This is a genomic window from Caulobacter sp. FW305-C-30-S16, assembly GCF_058783025.1.
In genome coordinates this window covers 1,011,048-1,030,541 of sequence record NZ_JBYSYH010000001.1, presented here as the reverse complement: position 1 = coordinate 1,030,541, position 19,494 = coordinate 1,011,048, and the positions used below count along the sequence as shown (strand labels likewise).

At 68.6% G+C, this 19,494-nt stretch carries 20 protein-coding genes; 13 read left to right on the top strand and 7 right to left on the bottom strand.

Features of this window, described 5'->3' with window-relative positions:
* Positions 1–56: 56 nt before the first annotated feature.
* Positions 57–1,205, bottom strand: a complete 1,149-nt coding sequence (locus AC3WJT_RS05030; RefSeq protein WP_492341968.1) for an epoxide hydrolase family protein — start codon at positions 1,203–1,205, stop codon at positions 57–59.
* Between the two features lie 151 nt (positions 1,206–1,356).
* Positions 1,357–1,959: a TetR/AcrR family transcriptional regulator gene (locus AC3WJT_RS05025; RefSeq protein WP_492341967.1), complete on the bottom strand. Its 603-nt coding sequence runs from the start codon at positions 1,957–1,959 to the stop codon at positions 1,357–1,359.
* Between the two features lie 68 nt (positions 1,960–2,027).
* Here AC3WJT_RS05025 and AC3WJT_RS05020 point away from each other — a divergent pair, with 68 nt between their 5' ends.
* Positions 2,028–3,092, top strand: coding sequence for a DUF2855 family protein (locus tag AC3WJT_RS05020; protein WP_492341966.1), 1,065 nt, complete (start codon positions 2,028–2,030; stop codon positions 3,090–3,092).
* A 142-nt stretch (positions 3,093–3,234) separates the two neighbouring features.
* Here the strand turns inward: AC3WJT_RS05020 and AC3WJT_RS05015 are convergent, their stop codons facing one another.
* Complete coding sequence (locus AC3WJT_RS05015; RefSeq protein ID WP_492341965.1) at positions 3,235–4,302, bottom strand: beta-N-acetylglucosaminidase domain-containing protein; 1,068 nt, start codon at positions 4,300–4,302, stop codon at positions 3,235–3,237.
* A 112-nt stretch (positions 4,303–4,414) separates the two neighbouring features.
* Between AC3WJT_RS05015 and AC3WJT_RS05010 the strand changes: the two genes are divergently transcribed.
* Complete coding sequence (locus AC3WJT_RS05010) at positions 4,415–5,806, top strand: carotenoid oxygenase family protein (RefSeq protein ID WP_492341964.1); 1,392 nt, start codon at positions 4,415–4,417, stop codon at positions 5,804–5,806.
* Between the two features lie 200 nt (positions 5,807–6,006).
* Here the strand turns inward: AC3WJT_RS05010 and secA are convergent, their stop codons facing one another.
* A complete protein-coding gene (gene secA / locus AC3WJT_RS05005) occupies positions 6,007–8,778 on the bottom strand; it encodes a preprotein translocase subunit SecA (RefSeq protein WP_492341963.1) in 2,772 nt (923 codons plus the stop codon).
* A 304-nt stretch (positions 8,779–9,082) separates the two neighbouring features.
* Here secA and AC3WJT_RS05000 point away from each other — a divergent pair, with 304 nt between their 5' ends.
* From AC3WJT_RS05000 to AC3WJT_RS04980, 5 genes are all read left to right on the top strand, one after another.
* Positions 9,083–10,090, top strand: a complete 1,008-nt coding sequence (locus AC3WJT_RS05000; protein WP_492341962.1) for a peptidylprolyl isomerase — start codon at positions 9,083–9,085, stop codon at positions 10,088–10,090.
* On the top strand, positions 10,087–11,526 hold the full coding sequence (argJ, locus tag AC3WJT_RS04995) for a bifunctional glutamate N-acetyltransferase/amino-acid acetyltransferase ArgJ (protein WP_492341961.1): 1,440 nt from the start codon (positions 10,087–10,089) through the stop codon (positions 11,524–11,526). Before AC3WJT_RS05000 ends, argJ begins: the two co-directional genes overlap by 4 nt.
* A 91-nt stretch (positions 11,527–11,617) precedes the next feature.
* Complete coding sequence (locus tag AC3WJT_RS04990; RefSeq protein ID WP_492341960.1) at positions 11,618–12,181, top strand: lysophospholipid acyltransferase family protein; 564 nt, start codon at positions 11,618–11,620, stop codon at positions 12,179–12,181.
* Positions 12,182–12,231: 50 nt separating this feature from the next.
* Positions 12,232–12,651 (top strand): 8-oxo-dGTP diphosphatase MutT, encoded by a 420-nt coding sequence (mutT, locus tag AC3WJT_RS04985; RefSeq protein WP_492341959.1) that lies wholly within the window; start codon positions 12,232–12,234, stop codon positions 12,649–12,651.
* Positions 12,567–12,812 carry a Flp family type IVb pilin gene (locus AC3WJT_RS04980; protein WP_492341958.1) on the top strand — a complete coding sequence of 82 codons (246 nt, stop codon included), beginning with the start codon at positions 12,567–12,569 and terminating at the stop codon, positions 12,810–12,812. The genes mutT and AC3WJT_RS04980 overlap by 85 nt, the downstream gene beginning before the upstream one ends.
* Before the next feature lie 48 nt (positions 12,813–12,860).
* Here the strand turns inward: AC3WJT_RS04980 and AC3WJT_RS04975 are convergent, their stop codons facing one another.
* The gene (locus AC3WJT_RS04975) at positions 12,861–13,775 is read right to left on the bottom strand and encodes a methyltransferase domain-containing protein (RefSeq protein WP_492341957.1); all 915 of its coding nucleotides are present in this window, start codon (positions 13,773–13,775) and stop codon (positions 12,861–12,863) included.
* On the opposite strand from AC3WJT_RS04975, the gene AC3WJT_RS04970 reads away from it, so the two are divergent.
* The 5 genes from AC3WJT_RS04970 to AC3WJT_RS04950 are packed head-to-tail and all read left to right on the top strand — an operon-like array spanning position 13,774 to position 16,706.
* The gene (locus tag AC3WJT_RS04970) at positions 13,774–14,556 is read left to right on the top strand and encodes a ComF family protein (RefSeq protein ID WP_492341956.1); all 783 of its coding nucleotides are present in this window, start codon (positions 13,774–13,776) and stop codon (positions 14,554–14,556) included. The genes AC3WJT_RS04975 and AC3WJT_RS04970 overlap by 2 nt on opposite strands.
* Before the next feature lie 29 nt (positions 14,557–14,585).
* Entirely contained in the window at positions 14,586–14,843 is a 258-nt protein-coding gene (gene grxC, locus AC3WJT_RS04965; RefSeq protein ID WP_492342372.1) for a glutaredoxin 3, read from the top strand.
* Positions 14,840–15,661, top strand: a complete 822-nt coding sequence (locus tag AC3WJT_RS04960) for a carbon-nitrogen hydrolase family protein (RefSeq protein ID WP_492341955.1) — start codon at positions 14,840–14,842, stop codon at positions 15,659–15,661. The genes grxC and AC3WJT_RS04960 overlap by 4 nt, the downstream gene beginning before the upstream one ends.
* Positions 15,658–16,092, top strand: a complete 435-nt coding sequence (locus AC3WJT_RS04955) for a DUF1178 family protein (protein ID WP_492341954.1) — start codon at positions 15,658–15,660, stop codon at positions 16,090–16,092. The genes AC3WJT_RS04960 and AC3WJT_RS04955 overlap by 4 nt, the downstream gene beginning before the upstream one ends.
* A 17-nt stretch (positions 16,093–16,109) precedes the next feature.
* Complete coding sequence (locus tag AC3WJT_RS04950) at positions 16,110–16,706, top strand: SMI1/KNR4 family protein (protein ID WP_492341953.1); 597 nt, start codon at positions 16,110–16,112, stop codon at positions 16,704–16,706.
* 22 nt (positions 16,707–16,728) lie between these two features.
* Here AC3WJT_RS04950 and AC3WJT_RS04945 read toward each other — a convergent pair whose 3' ends face one another.
* Both AC3WJT_RS04945 and ubiG read right to left on the bottom strand, forming a co-directional pair.
* Entirely contained in the window at positions 16,729–17,241 is a 513-nt protein-coding gene (locus AC3WJT_RS04945; RefSeq protein WP_492341952.1) for a GNAT family N-acetyltransferase, read from the bottom strand.
* Positions 17,241–17,996 carry a bifunctional 2-polyprenyl-6-hydroxyphenol methylase/3-demethylubiquinol 3-O-methyltransferase UbiG gene (gene ubiG, locus AC3WJT_RS04940; protein WP_492341951.1) on the bottom strand — a complete coding sequence of 252 codons (756 nt, stop codon included), beginning with the start codon at positions 17,994–17,996 and terminating at the stop codon, positions 17,241–17,243. Before ubiG ends, AC3WJT_RS04945 begins: the two co-directional genes overlap by 1 nt.
* Positions 17,997–18,160: 164 nt before the next feature.
* Here ubiG and AC3WJT_RS04935 point away from each other — a divergent pair, with 164 nt between their 5' ends.
* Entirely contained in the window at positions 18,161–19,423 is a 1,263-nt protein-coding gene (locus AC3WJT_RS04935) for an aspartate kinase (protein WP_492341950.1), read from the top strand.
* Positions 19,424–19,494 lie beyond the last annotated feature (71 nt).

The following is a 19,494-nucleotide window of genomic DNA, read 5'->3' as shown; positions in this document are numbered from 1 at the left end:
CGTGTCCCCTGATCGTGCTGCTGGTTTGGGGGACACGTACCTGCGGTACATGTCCCCTAGACCTCCCGCGCCCAGGCCCGCACATCGGCCACGAACAGGTCCGGCTCTTCCATCGCGGCGAAGTGGCCGCCGCTGGGCATGTCGGTCCAGCGGGTGATGTTGTAGGCGCGGTCGGCCCAGCTGCGCGGCGGGGCCTTGTAGAGCGCTTCGCCGGGGAAGTTGGCGAAGGCGGTCGGGGTCTCGCAGCGCTGCCCCTCCATGGCCGCGATGCCGCCCTCTTCCATCAGGCCGCGGTAGTACCAGGCGCCGGTCGTGAAGCTGCCGGTCATCACATAGATCATGATGTTGGTCAGCAGCTGGTCGCGCGTGTAGGCGCCGATCAGCGGCTTGGTCCGCAGATCCGACCAGTCATAGAACCGCTCAAGGATCCAGGCCGCCTGCCCAACCGGGTTGCCGGCGCCGAGCCAGGCCAGCGACTGCGGCTTGGACGCCTGCAGGCTGAAATAGGCGCCGAGCATCTGCATCATCATCTGGCTGTGCTGCAGCCAGGCGATCTCCTCGGGCGACTGCGGCCCGCCCTTGGGCCGGAAGCCGATCATGTTGAGGTGAATCGCCTTCGCATGGGCGCCGTGGTCGAAACCGATCCAGCTGGTGACGAGGCCGCCCCAGTCGCCGCCCTGCGCAAGGTAGCGGTCGTAGCCGAGCACGTCGGTCATCAGGGTGTTGAACAGTTTGGCCGTCAGCCGTTGGCCGATCGGGCGCGTAGGCTTCGAGGAGAAGCCGAAGCCGGGGAGACTCGGAACCACGACGTCGAACGCGTCCTCCGCCTTGCCGCCGTGCTTGCTGGGGAAGGCCAGCTTGTCGATGGACGCCCAGAACTCGTAGTGGCTGCCCGGCCAGCCGTGGGTCAGCAGCAGCGGCCGCTTGCCGCCGGCCTCGCCGACCACATGGACGAAGTGCAGGTCGAAGTCCTCGACCCGGGCGGTGAACTGCGGAAAGCGGTTGAGGTCGGCGACGGCCGCCCGCCAGTCATAGTGATCGGCCCAGTGCGCGCAGGTCTCCTCCAGGAAGGCCGCGTCACAGCCGTACAGCCAGCCGTCTTCCACCGCCGGCGCCGGCGGCCAGGGATAGTGCCGCACCTGATCCAGCACGCGGCGCACGTCTGTCTCGGACCAGTCAACGGTGAAGGGCTTGGGCTGGGTCATGGGTGCGTCCTTCGAGACGCGATCCTGAGGGATCGCTCCTCAGGATGACGCGCAGGGGTGGGTGGCAGATCTCTTCGTCATGGTGAGGAGCGAGCCTCAAGCGAGCGTCTCGAACCACGCAGTCAGCTTCAGCGACCTTCCCCGACGACCGTCAAGCGTCCGGACGCAGCCCGCGCAGGATCGCTTCGAACGCCTGCCGCCTGAGCGCCGAGGGGTCGATGTCCGGCGACAGCTTGCCGGCCATCTGCAGCACCAGTCCGCCGTGCAGCGCGGCCCAGAGCATGTGGGCGATCATCATCGGGTCGCCGCGCGCCGCGCCCGACGCGACCAGCGCCTGGGCATGCCGCGCCATCATCGTTCGCGCCCGGGCGGACGCCTCGACCAGGTCCGGATACTCGGACTCATTGGGCTGGGAGAAATCGAACATCAGACGGTAGGCGTCGGAATTGCCCAGCGCGAACCGGACATAGGCGCGGCCCGTGGCCTCGGACTGCTGCTGCGGATCGGTGATCCCGGCGGTCGCCTGCTCCATCGCCTCGGCGAAGCGGGCGAAGCCGCTGGCCCGCACGGCGGCCAGGATCGCGTCCTTGTCCTTGAAGTAGCGATAGGGGGTCATCGGACTGACGCCGAGCTCGGTCGCCAGCTGGCGCATCGTCACTCCGTCCGGGCCACGCTCGCCGAACAGCCGCTCGGCCGCGGCGATCAGGCGCTCGCGGAACTCGGCGACGTCGGTTTCTGACAGCAGGCGGGGCATGGAGCGTTGGACTCTGACGGTCGGGCAGATTTACAGTGTACGCGCATCATCACGCAAGGACACCGCACATGGCCGCGCAGGGCTGGGACTTTCTCGTGCTTCGAAGCGATCTTCACCAGACGAAGATCGCCCCGGTGACCCTGGCCGAACCGGCGGACGGCGAGGTGCTGTTCCGGGTCGAGTCCTTCTCGCTGACCGCCAACAACGTCACCTATGCGGTGGCCGGCGACCAGATCGGCTACTGGCGGTTCTTCCCCAAGCCGGACGGCTGGGGCTGCATCCCGGCCTGGGGCTATGGCGTGGTCGAGTCCTCGGCCAATCCGGACTTCAAGGCCGGTGAGCGGTTCTACGGCTACTGGCCGATGGCCAGCCATCTCCTGGCGTCGCCGCGCCGGTCGCGGGCCGGGTTTGTGGACGAGGCCACCTGTCGCGCCGACCTGCCGCCGACCTACAACCAGTATGTCGAGGCGCCCGCCGACGCGCCGCACCAGGACCACCGGTCGCTGCTCAATCCGCTGTTCATGACCTCGTTCCTGATCGATGACCTGCTGGTCGACAACGGCGACTTCGGCGCGAAAACTGTGATCCTCGCCAGCGCCTCCAGCCGCACGTCTATGGGCCTCGCCTGGCTGCTGAAGCAGTCCGGACGGGTCAAGGTGCTGGGCCTGACTTCGCCGCGAAACCGGGCCTTCGTCGAGGACCTCGGCTACTACGACCAGGTTGTCCTGTACGACGACCTGCCGACCGCGCCGGTCGAGACGCCGGCCGTGCTGGTCGACTTCGCCGGCGATCAGGCCGTGCGCGCGGCGGTCCACAATCGCTTTGGAGACGACCTGGCCTACAGCTGCCTCGTCGGCATCACCCACTGGGAGGCGCGTAGCGCGCCGGCCCCTCTGCCCGGCCCCGCGCCGACGTTCTTCTTTGCCCCCGACCGGGTGGTGAAGCGCCGACAGGACTGGGGCCCTGGCGGACTGGAAACCCGCTACGGCGAAGCCTGGGAGGGCTTCGTCGCCGACACGCCCCGCTGGCTGACGCTCAAGGACTTCGCCGGCGCGGAGGGGGTGAAGGCCGCGTACCTGGATGTGCTCGGCGGCAAGGCGCCCTCGAGCGAGGGGCTGATCTGCCGGCCGTAACCCTGACTGTCATCCCGGCCGAAGCGCAGCGAAGAGTCGGGACCCAGATTCGGCTCAACGCATGGCGGTCGGGCCTTGATCTGGGTCCCGGATCGCCCCTTCGGGCCGTCCGGGATGACCGTCGGTGGGTGAGCCTCAGCGCCTACCCCTCCTCCATCATCTCGCGGGTAATCCGGTACTCGCCATCCAGAAACGCGACGATCTCCCGCGCGCCCGGATGCTCGAACGCGGCGTAGCGGGCGCGCAGCGAGGCGATCGTATCCGCCTCGGTCAGCGGCAGGCCGAACTGCTGGAAGCGGGAGATGTGGACCTGCAGCTGCGCCGCCAGCGGTTCGCCCAGAACCCGCCGGGCGGCCTCGTTGAACGCCGCGCCGTACTGGTAGGCCTCGCCCAGGCGATAGCTGTCCGCCAGGGTCAGCAGCGGGATGCGTGACAGCACCGGCTGCAGGGCCGGGTTCACCGCATGGGCCGCCAGGTGCTGGCCCATCGCCGCCGGCCGGCCGGTCATGGCCCGCAGATGCAGGTACTGGCTCATCCGCGGCCCGTCATTGACCGGATAGTTGTCCCAGAGGATCGGCTTGCGGCGCAGCTGCGCGGCGACCCGCGCCAGATGGCCGGGGCTGTATTCGGCTGAACAGACCTCCTCGCCGGTCCAGAACACCCCGATGGCCGGATCGAGCGCCGCGCCGAGGGTCTCCAGATAATCCGCCGGGCGCTCGCCGAAGAACCGGTCCAGCACTGGATCGTCGGTGTAGTAGGTCGGGCAGGTGACCACGCGGCTGGCCGCCGTTCGCTCCGCGATCCAGTGCAGGATGTCGGCCTGGCTTCGCGCCAGACCAGGCAGGTCACCGCGCATGTCGTCGAACAGGATGCCCAGGTCGTCGATCCCGATGTCATCCAGCCAGGCCAGCTTGCGGGCCAGGTCCGCCTTGGCCGCCTCGCCGAAGTCGCGATAGAGCTCGTAGGGGCTGAGGCCCACGCCGAAGCGCACGCCCTGCGACCGGCAATGGGCCGAGAAGGCCGCCAGCGCCTCGTTCTCCGCCGCCGGGTGCTCTTCGCGCCAGCGCTTGCGCAGAAAGGCGTCGGCCTTGGGGGCGTACATGAAGAAGCTGTAGCCGTGGGGTGCGAGGAAGCTGACCTGGTCCGCCCGCTCCTGCCAGGTCCAGGGTTTCCCGTAGTAGCCTTCGATGATTCCGAGTTCGGTCGCCAAGCCGTCGTCCTCCGCCCCGCCGTATCCGGCCCTGACAATCGCCGCTTGCCAAGCCCCGATTCCGGGATCATAAATTTACGACGTAAATAACAAGATGCCCCGGGAGGCCGACATGGACCGTGACGTGCGCGTGAACCCCTATCTGGCGGGCGCCTTCGCTCCGGTCCGGTCGGAAGACGACTTTGAGCTGACGGTCGAGGGCGAGATCCCCGCCGGCCTGCGCGGCGCCCTCTACCGCATCGGACCCAACCCGCAGTTCGACCCGCGCGACCCGAACCACCACTGGTTCGCGGGCGACGGGATGGTCCACGGCTTCTGGGTCGACGGCGGCAAGGTCAGCTATCGCAACCGCTACGTCCGCACGCCGCGCTGGGAGACCGAGAACAAGGCCGGCAAGTCGCTGTTCGGCACCTTCGGCAACCCGATGACCACAGACCCCGAGGTGTTCGGCAAGGTCGACTCGGGCGTCGCCAATACCAACGTCGTCTGGCACGGCGGCCGCCTGCTGGCGCTGGAAGAGGGTCACGAACCGTTCGGCCTCGACCCCGACACCCTGGAGCCGCGCGGCTACCAGCCGTTCGGCGGCAAGGTCACCGCCCACCCCAAGGAAGACCCGGTGACGAAGGACCTGGTGTTCTTCGGTTACGCCGACGCGCCGATGCCGTTCTCGCCCAATGTAAGCTACGGCGTGATGGGGGCGGACGGGGTGCTCAAGCGCCGCGACACCTTCCAGGCGCCCTACTGCTCGATGATCCACGACTTCATGGTCACGGGCAGCCACGTACTGTTCCCGATCCTGCCGCTGAGCGGCAGCCTGGACCGGGCGATGAAGGGCCTGCCGCCCTTCGCCTGGGAACCGGAAAAGCCGGCCATGGTCGGGGTCATGGCGCGCGACGCGTCCGTCGACAGCATCCGCTGGTTCCAGACCGACGCCTGCTACGTCTTCCATGTCATGAACGCCTGGGATGAGGACGGGAAGATCGTCGCTGACGTGATGAAGTACGCCGTCGCGCCGCTGTTCCCGCTGGCGGACGGCAGCCGCGGAACCCAGGCCGGCGCCTATCTGGTGCGCTGGACCTTCGACCTGAACGACCCCTCCGACGTCATCCGTGAGGAGCAGCTGGACGACCTGGCCGGCGAATTCCCGCGCTACGACGAGCGCTTCACCTTCAAGGCCAATCGCCACGGCTGGTACTCGACCCAGACGGCCAAGCCCGGCGACATCCGCACCAACGGCCTCAGCCACATCGACCTGACGTCCGGCAAGCGCACCGACTGGGTCAGCGGCGCCGGCGACGCGGTGTCAGAGCCGGTGTTCGTGCCCCGCTCGGCCGACGCGCCGGAAGGCGACGGCTGGATCGTGGCGGTGCAGTTCATCGCCGCCGAAGCCCGCAGCGACTTCGTGGTGTTCGACGCCCAGGCCATGGACAAGGGCCCGATCGCGAGGGCGAAGGTCCCCCGGCGCGTGCCGCTGGGCTTCCACGGGAACTGGGTGGGGGCTTAGGATTCGGAAAATCCTCCCCGCTTTGCGGGGAGGGGGACCGCTGGAGGCGGTGGAGGGGCGGCGCTGTCGCCACCGAAGGATTCTGAAAGCCGCTGTCGGCCAAACTCAGCGTTCCTGGTCCGACCGCCGCCTCCTGCGCAGCCCCTCAGTCAGGCTCCGCCTGACAGCTCCCCGCGAAGCGGGGAGCGTCCGTCTTCACGTTAGATCAGCCGCCCGTGGCAGTGCTTGAACTTGCGGCCTGAGCCGCAGGGGCAGTCGGCATTGCGGCTGGTGCGTTCCCAGCCGGCCGGCAGGGCGCTGATCGGCAGGGCCGCGCGCTGTTCGCCGTCCATGTCGGCGCCCGCGCCGGCGAAGGACAGGGCCCGCTCGTTCTCGCCGGTCTGGGGGTCCATGTGGACCTCCTGGAACTGCAGCGGCTGGTGCTCAGGCTCGGGATCGGCGAACTGGAACTCGACCGTCATCAGCCAGCGGGTGACGTTGGTGCGCAGGTCGATCAGCAGCTTCTCGAACAGGCTGAAGGCCTCGGTCTTGTACTCGTTCAGCGGGTCACGCTGGCCGTAGCCGCGCAGGCCGATGACGTTGCGCAGGTGGTCCAGGTGCACGAGGTGTTCGCGCCACTGCATGTCGACCATCTGCAGCAGGAAGTTCTTCTCGAAGCCGCGCATCTGGCCGGCGGAGACCAGCTCCTCGCGCTCGGCGGCCCGCTTGTTGGCGGCCTCGTCGAGGCGGTCGCGCATCTCCTCGTTGGCGATGCCTTCCTCGGCCGCCCACTCGCGCAGCGGCAGTTCCATGCCCAGAACCGTGCGGACGCGTTCGTCCAGATCGTCGAGGTCCCACTGCTCGGCGTAGGCCTTCGGCGGCAGGTCGCGGGCGACCATGTCGTCGATCACGTCCTGGCGCATCTGGGCGACGATCTCCGACAGATCGGTCGCCTCCATGAACTCCTGGCGCTGCTCGAACACGGCCTTGCGCTGGTCGTTCACGACGTCGTCGTACTTGAGGAGGTTCTTGCGGATCTCGTAGTTGCGCTGCTCGACGCGCTTCTGGGCGGTGGCGATGGCCTTGTTCAGCCACTTGTGGGTGATCGCCTCGCCCTCCTGCACCCCGAAGGAGCGCATGATCGCGTCCAGCCGCTCGCCGGCGAAGATGCGCAGCAGGTCGTCCTCGCAGCAGAGGAAGAACTTCGACTTGCCGGGGTCGCCCTGACGGCCGGTGCGGCCGCGCAGCTGGTTGTCGATACGGCGGCTTTCGTGACGTTCGGTGCCGAGCACATAGAGCCCGCCGGCGGCGAGGGCCTTCTGCTTGGCTTCCGCGATTTCCGCCTCGAAGCGGTGCTTCTCTTCCATCTCGGCGTCATGGTCGACCGCGAGGCCGAGGCCGAGCTGGTCCTGGCGCCACTTGGCCATATGCATCTCGACGTTGCCGCCGAGCTGGATGTCGGTGCCGCGACCGGCCATGTTGGTGGCGATCGTCACCGCGCCCGGGAAGCCGGCGTCCGCGACGATGTAGGCTTCCTGTTCATGGTAGCGCGCGTTCAGCACGTTGTGCGGAATGCCCTTGACCTTCTTGCCGTCGATTTCGAACTCGTGCTTCGACAGCAGCTCGGACAGAACCTCGGACTTTTCGATCGACACCGTGCCGACCAGGATCGGCTGGCCGCGACGATGGCAATCCTCGATCTGGGCGAGGATTGCCCGGTTCTTCTCGTCGGCCGTGCGATAGACCTCGTCGTCGTCGTCGATCCGCGCGACCGGACGGTTGGTCGGGATCTCGGTGACGTCCATCTTGTAGATGTCGAGGAATTCCTGCGCCTCGGTCGCGGCCGTGCCGGTCATGCCGGACAGCTTCTTGTAGAGGCGGAAGTAGTTCTGGATCGTGACCGAGGCCAGGGTCTGGTTCTCGGGCTGGATCTCGGCGCCTTCCTTGGCCTCGATGGCCTGGTGCAGGCCCTCGGACAGGCGACGGCCGGTCATCATGCGACCGGTGAATTCGTCGATCAGGATCACCTCGCCAGCCTTGACGATGTAGTCCTTGTCCTTGGTGTAGAGCACGTTGGCCCGCAGGGCCTGGTTGATGTGGTGCACCACCGAGATGTTCACCGGGTCGTAGAGACCGGCGGAATCGGGCGCCAGGCTGCCGCCGTCCTGCAGGATCTGTTCGACCTTTTCCGAGCCGTACTCGGTCAGCAGCACCTGACGCTGCTTCTCGTCGTGTTCGTAGATGCCCTCTTCCTGGATCAGGGCTTTCACCACCACGTCCATCGTCCGGTAGAACTCGGACCGGTCTTCGGTCGGGCCGGAGATGATCAGCGGCGTGCGGGCCTCGTCGATCAGGATCGAGTCCACCTCGTCGACGATCACGAAGTTATGGCCGCGCTGGACCATCTCGCGGGCGTCGTAGACGAGGTTGTCGCGCAGGTAGTCGAAGCCGAACTCGTTGTTCGTGCCGTAGGTGATGTCGCTGTTGTAGGCTTCCTGACGCTGGGCCTGGCTCAGGCCGTTGACGATCACCCCGACCGACAGGCCGAGGTACCGGTAGACCTGACCCATCCACTCGGCGTCGCGCTTGGCCAGGTAGTCGTTGACCGTGATGACATGGACGCCCTTGCCCTCGAGCGCATTGAGGTAGGTCGGCAGGGTGGCGACCAGGGTCTTGCCTTCGCCGGTGCGCATCTCGGCGATGCCGCCTTTGTGCAGCACCATGCCGCCGACCATCTGTACGTCGTAGTGCCGCTGGCCGAGCGTGCGCTTGGACGCCTCGCGGACGACCGCGAAGGCTTCCGGCATCAGGTCGTCCAGCGACTCGCCGGCCGCCAGTCGCGCCTTGAACTCACCGGTCTTTGCCCGCAGCTGCTCCTCGCTGAGGGCCGCGTACCCGGCCTCCAGTCCGTTGATCTTCGCAACCCGCGCGGAGAGTTGCTTGACCTTGCGGTCATTGGAGGAACCGAAGAGGGTTTTGGCGAAGCCGAGCATGCTTTGGGAAATCCGGTGTTGCGTATGGGCGCGGCGGCGGTTGGCGTGGTCGTGCAAGCCCTTTCGGCCGCACGGAAAACCGTCCGTTTAAGCGCGCCGGAGACTTAAGCAGCGGGTACCCCAGTGTCAACGCGAGGGCGTTGCACGGCTGCCGCAGCGTGTCCCGTTTGCGCCACCCTGAAATCAGGGCTCTGGGTCAGCTGTCCACGGGCCGGCCCGGCCTGTCCCCGCTTCGCGTGCATTCCACTCCGCCCGAAACCGCGCTAGGACCGTTGCTCGAGGCTCCCGTGGAGAAATGGCCGCCATGAAGACCGCAACGACCGGCGTCTGGGGCGTTATCGCCGCCCTGACCGTGGCCCTGACCCTGACCGCCTGCGGGCGGCAGGAGGGCAACGAGAAACCGCCGCAGGCCGGCGACACCGCCGTGGCGCGCATCGACGGCAAGACGGTCTGGGCCTCGGACGTCAAGCGCGAGGCCGTCGCACAGGGCCTGATCAGCGAAGGCGAGCCGCTCGACACCTCTTCCGACCTGTTCCGCCGCGTGATGGACGAGGTGGTCGACCAGAAACTGCTGGCCGCCGAAGCCCTGACCAAGAAGCTCGACCGCGATCCGGTCGCCCAACGCCGTCTGGCCGCCGCCCGCGAGCGGATCCTCGGCGACATGCTGGTCGAGAGCGTGGTCGAGAAGGCGGTGACGCCCAACGCCATCCGCGACCTCTACCAGGAGCAGCTGAAGCTCTCGAAGGTCTCCGAGGAGCTGAAGGCCCGCCAGATCGTCGTCGCCACCCAGGCCGAAGCCGAGCAGATCAAGAAGCTGCTGGCCGCCGGCGCCTCGTTCGAGGCCCTGGCGATGGAACGGTCGGCCGACACCGCGACCCGCTTCAGCGGCGGCGACATCGGCGGTTACTTCACGCTCGATGTCATGCCTGAACCCTATGTGGTCGCGCTCAAGGACGCCCAGCCGGGCGGCTTGGTCGGACCGTTCGCGGTCGAGGGCGGATGGGCCCTGATCAAGGTCGAGGAGAAGCGCCAGGAAGCGCCGATCACCTTCGAGGCCGCCCGTCCGCAGATCGTCCGCTTCCTGACCTACGACAAGGTCCGCGACCTGCTGGAGAAACTGCGCGCCGAAGCGCGGGTCGAGGTGTTGCTCGGCAAGCCGCAGGAAGTGCCCGGCGCGCCGCGTGAACCGGCCTCGGCCCCGCCCCCGCCGGCTGCCCCCCCCGCCGGCGCTCCGGCGCCCGGGCAAGCGCCGACGCCGTCGGCGACCGCACCTGCCGCCAAGCCCGCTCCCGCCGCGCCGGCGAAGAAATGACCCGGCCGCCGTCGAAAACGAAGGCCGGCGGAAAGCTGACTCCGGCCCGCGCGCTGGAAGTCGCCGCCAAGCCGGCCGAGATGGTCGGCAACGCGATGCAGCAGGCCCTCGACCCGCTGGCCTCGGCGATCAAGCGCGCCACGACCCGGCGGCCGGAGAAGGTCGCCGAGCCGGAGGCCCCCGCGTCGCCCGGCAAGCCCGGCCTGGCCGTGTCGCCGCTGGCGACGCCGTTTCCGAAGATGCCGCCCGTCGGCGGGGTCCAGATCGGCATCGGCCGGGCGGGCTTCTACAAGCACGAGCGCCCCGACCTGCTGGTCATGCGCTTCGCCAAGGGCACCAGCTGCGCCGGCGTGTTCACCCGGCACGGCGTGGGCTCGGCTCCTGTCGACTGGTGCAAGAAGCAGCTCGAGGCCTCGGGCGGCGAGAACGTCCAGGCGCTGGTGGTCAACGCCGGCTGCGCCAACAGTTTCACCGGCAAGCCGGGCGCGGACGCCGCCCGCCGGGTCGCCGGCGCCCTGGCCAAGCGATTCGACTGCCGCCAGCGCGACGTGATGATGGCCTCGACCGGGGTCATCGGCGTGCTGCTCGATGACAGCAAGATCACCGCGCGCCTGCCCGAGATCGAGCACCGGCTGGCCGACGACGCCTGGGCCGACGCGGCGCGGGCGATCATGACCACCGACACCTTTCCCAAGGGCGCCACGGCCACCGCCCGGATCGACGGCAAGAGCGTGCGGATCAACGGCATCGCCAAGGGTTCGGGCATGATCGCGCCGGACATGGCGACCATGCTGGCTTTCGTGGCGACCGACGCGGACATCGCGCCCAAGGCCCTGCAGACCCTGGTCAGCCTCTACACCCGCACGACCTTCAACAGCGTGACCGTCGACGGCGACCGCTCGACCAACGACACCCTGCTGCTGTTCGCCACCGGAACCTCCTCGGCGCCGCGCATCACCCGTGCGGGCGACCACCGGCTGGCCGACTTCCGCGAGAAGCTGGAGGCCCTGTTGCTCGATCTGGCGATGCAGCTGGTCCGCGACGGCGAGGGCGCGACCAAGTTCGTCCGGATCAACGTCTCCGGCGCCGAGAGCGCGGCCAGCGCCCGCAAGATCGCCCGTACGGTGGCGGAAAGCCCGCTGGTCAAGACCGCCTTCGCCGGTGAGGACGCCAACTGGGGCCGCATCGTCATGGCCGTCGGCCGCGCCGACGAACCGGTCAATCGCGACCGGATCAGCGTGAAGTTCGGCAAGCTGGTCGCGGCCCAGGACGGCCTGGTTTCGCCGACCTACTCCGAGGCCAAGATGAGCGCCTACATGAAGAAGCCGGAGCTCGAGGTCAGCATCGACGTCGGCGTCGGCCGGGGCTCGGCGACCATGTGGACCTGCGACCTGACCAAGCAGTACGTGGCGATCAACGGGGATTACCGGAGCTGACCGGGGCGGACCGGACTTCGTGTTCCTTGGGACTTGATGTCCTGCCCCCGCCGCTCCACCCTCCCCTCAATCCTGGGGAGGACGTCCAACGATGAGCTGGCTGGCGCTGACGGTGCAATGGGCGCTGGCGACCTTTTTCAGGCTGCAGGGATGGACGGTCGAGGGGACCGCGCCGATCCCGCGGAAGTTCGTGATCATCGCCGCGCCGCACACCAGCAACTGGGACTTCGTCTATTTCGTCGGCGGGGCGGACGCGCTGAACCTCAAGCTCAGCTTCATCGGCAAGTCGTCACTGTTCGCCTGGCCGTTCGGACGGATGATGCGTGATCTGGGCGGCATTCCGGTCGACCGCGCGCAGTCGAAGGACATGGTCGGCGCGATGGTCGCCGAGTTCGCCAAGCGCGACGAGTTCATGCTGACGATTGCGCCGGAGGGCACGCGCGGCAAGGCGCGGCAGTGGAAGACCGGCTTCTATCATATCGCCATGGGCGCCGGCGTGCCGATGGTCTGCGGGATGATGGACTACAAGCGCAAGGTAGTCGGCCTGGGCGCGGCGATCATGCCGACCGGCGACTATGAGGCGGACATGGTCACCCTGGCTAAGATCTACAGCCAGTGCTCGCCGAAGCATCCGCAGCAGGCCACCGCGTTCTGAGCGCCCGCCGCCCGCTGGCGCGGCCCCTGCGTGGCTGCTAGGTCCGGGACATGTCAGAGATCGCCGATCCGAAGCCCACCCTGCTCGTCGCCGCCGCGGCGCTGATCGACGCCGATGGCCGGGTGCTGATCTGCAAACGGCCCCAGGGCAAGCAGCTGGCCGGTCTGTGGGAGTTTCCGGGCGGCAAGGTCGAGCCCGGCGAGACGCCGGAGGCCTGCCTGATCCGCGAGCTGAAGGAAGAGTTGGGCATCGGCGTCACGCACGCCTGCCTCGCCCCGTTCGTATTTGCCTCGCACAGTTACGATTCGTTTCACCTGCTCATGCCACTCTACCTGTGCAGGCGCTGGGACGGGTTTGTCACGGCGCTCGAACACGAGGCGCTGGCGTGGGTGAAGCCCGACAAGCTGACCGACTATCCCATGCCGCCGGCGGACGCGCCGCTGGTGGCCTGGCTGCGCGATCTCGTCTGAAGGCGTTCTGGCGCAACGAGTCCGGCGCGACCGCCATCGAGTACGGCCTGATCGCCTCGCTGGTGTTCCTGGTGATCGTCACGTCCGTCACGGTGTTCGGCAACAAGACCACCGAGAAGATGCAGTACGTCAGCGACGCCGTGGCCGGCGCGATCAACTAGACCAAATCCCCGCTCATCCCGGCGGATGCCGGGAGGTTCGGTTCAGGGTTAGCCTGCCTTGTCCCCGGTCTTGATCTCCACCGTCCCCAGCGCGTCCGCCAGGCGCATCTTGGCCGAGCCCGGCTTCAGCGGCTTCTGCTGGCTTTCGTGCGGCGCCCAGCCGGTGACGGTGATGATCTCGAAGGTGGCGACCACCTTGCCGTCCGGACCACTGAACCGCTGGGCGTAGAGCTCCATCGCCCGCAGCAGCACCCGCCGGGTCAGAGGGCGTCTGGGACGGTCGCGCAGGACGTTGGTCTCGCCCATCGCCCGCAGGTCGCGCAGCAGGGCCAGCGGATGGGCGTAGCGGACGGTGACGCTGTCCACATCGGCCACCGGCAGGGCCAGTCCGGCCCGCTGCAGCAGGGCGGCGGCGTCAAAGGCGTCGGCGAACGGCGAGATTCGCAGGCCGGCGCCGCCGCTGATCTCGGCTTCCGCCTCAAGCAGGCACTGGCGAAGTTCGGTCAGGGTCGCCCCGCCCAGCACCGAGCCGATGAACAGCCCGTCCGGCTTCAGGGACCGGCGAATCTGGATCAGCGCGCCGACCAGGTCGTTGGTCCAGTGCAGCGAGAGGGTCGAGATGATCAGGTCCAGGCTTTCCGGCGCAAAGGCCGACAGTTCCTCGTCCATCGCCAGCCGGGGTCCCGGCCGGTCCGCCAGCATGGCCGCCGACAGGTCCGTCTCGATCAGCAGATCGACCTTGGCGGCTGCATCGCTCCGGGCCAGCGCGCGGGCGAAGGCGCCGTGGCGCGCGCCCATGTCGACGGCCAGCGGAAACCGACGCATGATCGCCTCCAGCCGCGCCACCGCGTCCTGCGCCGCCCGTTCCTTGAGGAAGTCGGCGGTCGCGTATCCGGGCGCGGCGCGGTCGAGCCGCCGCCGATGCAGGGCGCGGTCGAACAGATTGGGAGGGCTGGCGGTCATGCGCGCGGAAGATGGCCTGTCACGGCCGGTTTTGAAACCGGGTCCGCGCGTCATCGGCGCGGGACGGGCGCTTCTGGACCTCATCCTGCCCCCGCTGGACGCCACCGGAGCGCCGGCGCTGACGGGCGGGCTGACCGCGGACATCTGGAGCCGGATCACGTTCCTGGAAGCCCCGGTCTGCGACGGCTGCGGCGCGCCCTGGGAATACGACCCCGGCCCCGGCGTGCGCTGCGCGGCCTGCGCTGCGCGGCCGAGGGCCTTCGACCGGGCGCGGGCGGCCTGCCTCTATGACGAGAACAGCCGCGACCTGGTGCTCAAGCTCAAGCACGCCGACCGCACGGATCTCGCGCCGGTGCTGGCGCGCTGGCTGCTGCGCTCGGCGCGCGACCTGCTGGGCGAGGCGGAGGTGATCGTGCCGGTGCCGCTGCACCGCTGGCGATTGCTGTCGCGACGCTACAACCAGATGGCCGAGATCGCCCGTCCCCTGGGCGCGCTGGCGGGTGTGACCGTGGCGCCGGACGCCCTCGCCCGGGTGCGCCGCACCGAAAGCCAGGGCGGGAAGTCGGCGGCGGGCCGACGTCGCAACGTCGCCGGAGCCTTCGCCGTGCCGCCGGCGCGCCGGGCCCGGATCGAAGGCCGCCGCGTCCTGCTGATTGACGATGTTCTGACCACCGGAGCCACTGCCCATGCCTGCGCCAGGGCGCTGAAGGCCGCCGGAGCGGCCGCCGTCGACCTGGCTGTCATCGCAAAGGTGCGCGCCGGGGCGGACACCACTATATGAGGTCCATCAACCGTCAGCGTTCCGAGACCATGGCCCACGTCACCATCTACACCCGACCCTTTTGCGGCTACTGCGCCCGCGCGCTCAGCGTGCTCGGCCAGAAGGGCGCGGACTTCACCGAGATCGAAGCCGGCATGGACCCGGCCCTGCGCAAGGAAATGATGGACCGCTCCGGCGGCCGGTCGACCTTCCCGCAGATCTTCATCGGCGAGGATCACATCGGCGGCTGCGACGACATGCTGGCCCTCGACCGCGACGGCAAGCTGGACGCCCTGCTGACCGCATGACCCTGCGCGTCGGCCTCGTCCAGACCCGCACGCCCGCCACCCACGCGGCGGCGCTGGCGCACGTCGTCCCGCTGGTGCGGGAAGCGGCGGCGCAGGGCGCGACCTTCATCCTGACGCCCGAGGCGACCAACATCCTCGAACGGAACCGCAAGACGCTGCTGCCGCAGCTGACCCTGCTGGCGGACGATCCGGTGGCGACCGGGCTGCGGGCGCTGGCGGCGGAGCTCGGCGTCTGGCTCGACATCGGCTCGGCGCTGGTCCGGCGCGACGACGGCAAGGCGGCCAACCGTCAGGTGCTGGTCAACCCGCGCGGCGAGATCACCGCGACCTACGACAAGCTGCACATGTTCGATGTCGACCTGCCGACCGGCGAGACGGCGCGGGAGTCGGCGACCTACGAGCCCGGCGAGCGGGCCGTGACAGCCGACATCGACGGCGCCCGGCTGGGTCTGAGCATCTGCTACGACATGCGCTTTCCAGCCGTCTATCGGGCGCTGGCGACCGCCGGGGCGACCGTCCTGACCATTCCGGCCGCCTTCACCCGCCCGACCGGCGAAGCGCACTGGGAAGTGCTGCTGCGCGCCCGGGCGATCGAGACCGGCAGCTTCGTGCTGGCGGCGGCCCAGGGCGGCTTCCATGAGGACGGCCGCGGCACATGGGGTCACTCGACCATCGTCGCGCCCTGGGGCGAGATCATCGGCAAGCTGGATCACGACGAGCCCGGCGTGCTGGTCGCCGATCTCGATCTGGCCGAGGTCGACAAGGCCCGGGCGGCCATCCCCGTGCTCACCAACGCCCGCGCGTTCGTCGGCCCATGATCAAATACGCCCTCGCCTGTGAGCACAGCCACGAGTTCGAGGGCTGGTTCGGGACCTCCGCAGACTTCGATGACCAGGCGGCGCACGGCCTTCTGGAGTGCCCGGTCTGCGCCAGCAAGGCCGTGCGCAAGCAGATCATGGCCCCGGCCGTGGCAGGCACCAAGGCGCAGGCGTCCGGCGCCGGCCTGCCACCCGAAGCGCGCCAGATGATGATGGAAGCCATCGGCAAGGTCCGCGCGCACGTCGAGGAGACCTTCGACTATGTCGGCGATGCGTTCGCCCGCGAGGCCCGCGACATCCATGAGGGCCGGAGCGAGGAGCGCGGAATCTACGGCGAGGCCTCGCCCGCCGAGGTGAAGGCGCTGGTGGAGGACGGCGTGCCCGTCGCGGCCCTGCCGCCCGCCCCGCCGAAGAAGACGGACCTGAACTAGATCGTGCGGAGCGCCGGATGAGCGAGATGATGCTGGTGTTCGAGCAGGTCGACGCCCTGACGGCCCAGTTGCGCCGGCTGAACCGGCCCGCCGTGGCGATGCTGCAGCCGGGTATCGCGCCCTACGATGTCGAGGACGCGGTCGCCCCCGCCGGCCGCGCGCCGGAGGACCTGACCGCCATGTACGGCCGCCATGACGGGGTCGATCTGCCGGTCGGCCGGACTCTGGGCGACGGCCATGTCATCCCCGGCCACTACTGGATGCCGATCGCCGAGGCCGCCCTGCACTACAAGGGCTTCGCCGGCCTGGCCGACCTGTGGCCGTCCAGCTGGTTCCCGATCCTGACCGACGGCGGCGGCGGCTATCTGGCCGTCATCTGCGACCCGGAATCGGCAGACTACGGCTGCGTGGTCGAATTCCTGCCCGGTGAGGACGAGCATGAAATCATCTTCGACAGTGTCTCGATGATGCTGGCCACGGCCATCCGCTGCTTCGAGCAGGGCGCCTATACAGCGAAGGGCGGCTACCTCGACGAGGACTACGAACAATCGGGCCTGATCGCGGATCTGCTGAACAGCGCGCGGCGGATGGTCGACGCCAGCGACTACCGTTGAGCGCCGCAAGCGCGACCTTGAGCTATCGATCCAGTCGCCAGCGCCAGATCGGGCCGTCGTCCGGGTCGTCGAGCGCCTGGATGAACTGCAGCCCCAGCCGCCGCAGGATCATCGTCGAGGGGCTCTCTTCCGGCAGGGTGTGAGCCAGGACGTGGTCGACCTCCGGGTTCGACAGCGCGTGATCGACCATCCCCTGCGCGGCCTCGGTGGCCAGGCCCTGGCGGCGATAGCCGGGCGCGATCTCGTAACCGATCTCGACCTGGCCGCCCGACGGCGCACCCTTGAAGCCGCCGAGCCCGATCAGGGTGTTGTCGGCCTCATGGATGATGAAATGCATCCACCACCGGGCCAGCGCCGGGTCGTCCGCGAGCATGTCGCGGCTGCGGCTGATGGCGTCCATGGCGTCCGCACCGGCCCAGTCCGTGGCGATGGCGACGCCGAGCGTCTCTGACAGGACCTCATTGCCCAGCCCGACGGCGAGAAGGTCGCCGTACTGCGCTGGCGCAAGGCGGAGGCGGGCCGTACGGATCACCATCAGCCCCGGGTCACCGTCATCATGTAGTTGACGTCGGCGTCGGACGACCGGACCCACTTGCCCGCCAGGGGGTTGTAGGACACGCCGAACGGCCCGTGCATGTCGAAGGGATGGCCCTCAAGGAAGGAGCGCAGCTCCTCCGGCGTGAGGAACTGCTTCCAGTCATGCGTGCCAGCCGGCACCCAGCGCAGCACGTACTCGGCGCCGATCTTGGCCAGCGCCAGCGCCTTGAGCGTGCGGTTCAGCGTCGCAACGATCATGATCCCGCCCGGCGCCAGCAGCTTCGCCGTCGTGCGCAGGAACTCGCCCGGGTCGGCGACATGCTCGATCACCTCCATATTGAGGATCACGTCGAACGGCCCGGCCTTCTCGGCCAGCAGCTGTTCGGCGGTCGAGGCGCGGTAGGCGATGTCGAGGCCCTGCTCGGCCGCGTGGGTCGAGGCCGTGCCGATGTTGCGCTCCGAGGCGTCGACGCCCGTGACATCGAAGCCCAGTCGGCTCATCGGCTCGCTGAGCAGACCGCCGCCGCAGCCGATGTCGAGCAGCTTCAGCCCCTCGAAGGGCCGGCGCAGGCAACCGTCGCGGCCGAATCTGGCCAGCGCCTGTTCCCGGATGAAACCCAGCCGGATCGGATTGAATTTGTGCAGCGGCGCGAATTTCCCGCGCGGGTCCCACCATTCGGCGGCGATACGGGAAAACCGTTCGACGTCGGCTGGATCGACACTCGTGCGGAGCTCTGCGGCGGGGGCGGACATGCCTTCTATCTAGTCCGCCTTGGTCGGGACGTCGACGGCAAGCGATCTGGCGCATTGCGGCGCCGCGAAAGCCTCGCTAGAAGGCGACCTCTTGCGTGGCTTGGGCGTTCCAATCGCTGAACGCGCAAGAAAAAACCGCCAAACGAGGGGGCGAGCGGCCTGACGTGTCACGGCTGGTGATGAAATTCGGCGGCACGTCGGTGGCCGACCTGGAACGTATCCGCCGCGTCGGGCGGCTGGTTGCGGCTGAGGTCGCGACCGGAAAGCGGGTCGCCGTCGTGGTCTCGGCCATGGCCGGCAAGACCAACGAGCTGGTCGCCTGGACCGACGGCGCGGGTCCTGCCGCCCAGGGTCTGCCCGCGAGCGACGACGAATACGACATGGTGGTCGCCAGCGGTGAACAGGTCACCGCCGGCCTGCTGGCCATGACCCTGCGCAACATGGGGCTGAACGCCCGCTCCTGGCTGGGCTGGCAGGTTCCGATCCTGACTGACGAGGCTCATGGCCGCGCGCGGATCGACGAGATCCCGCCCGAGAAGCTGGCCGCGGCGATGGACGCCGGAGAGATCGCCGTGATCGCCGGCTTCCAGGGCGTGACCCGCGACGGCCGCATCGCCACCCTCGGCCGCGGCGGCTCGGACACCAGCGCGGTCGGCATCGCCGCCGCGCTCGGCGCCGCCTGCGACATCTACACGGACGTGGACGGGGTCTACACCACCGACCCACGCATCGAGAGCAAGGCCCGCAAGCTGGCGCGCATCTCCTACGAGGAGATGCTCGAGATGGCGTCGCTGGGGGCCAAGGTCCTGCAGACCCGATCGGTCGAACTGGCCATGTCGCAGCATGTTCCGCTGCGCGTGCTGTCCAGCTTCATCGAGCCGGGAGAAGAAGCCGGCCATACTTCCGAAGGGAAGGGCACCATCGTCTGCGACGAGGAGGAGATCGTGGAAAAGCGCATCGTGAGCGGCGTGGCCTACAGCCGCGACGAGGCCAAGATCAGCCTGTTCGGCCTGCCGGACACGCCGGGCGTCTCCTCGAAGATTTTCGGCCGCCTGGCCGACGCGAACGTCAACGTCGACATGATCGTCCAGAGCCACGCCCGCAGCGAGGGCGCGGCCAATATGGAGTTCACGGTCGGCAAGCGCGACGCCGGCCGCACGGTCGACATCCTGCGCGCGGGACAGGGCGAGATCGGCTTCGAGGACGTTCAGCTGAACGAGGATGTCGCCAAGGTCTCGGTTATCGGCGTGGGCATGCGCAGCCATGCCGGTGTCGCCAAGACCATGTTCACCGCCCTCGCCGAAAAGGGCGTGAACATCCAGGTGATCTCCACCAGCGAGATCAAGATCAGCGTGCTGATCGACGAGGCCTACACCGAACTGGCCGTCCGCGCCCTGCACAGCGCTTACGGCCTGGATCAGCTCTGACGGCGCTCCGCCCTCGAACCGCCTGATTAGGCGGCAATTGCACGTCGGCTGACGGATCGCCGGGAGATTGT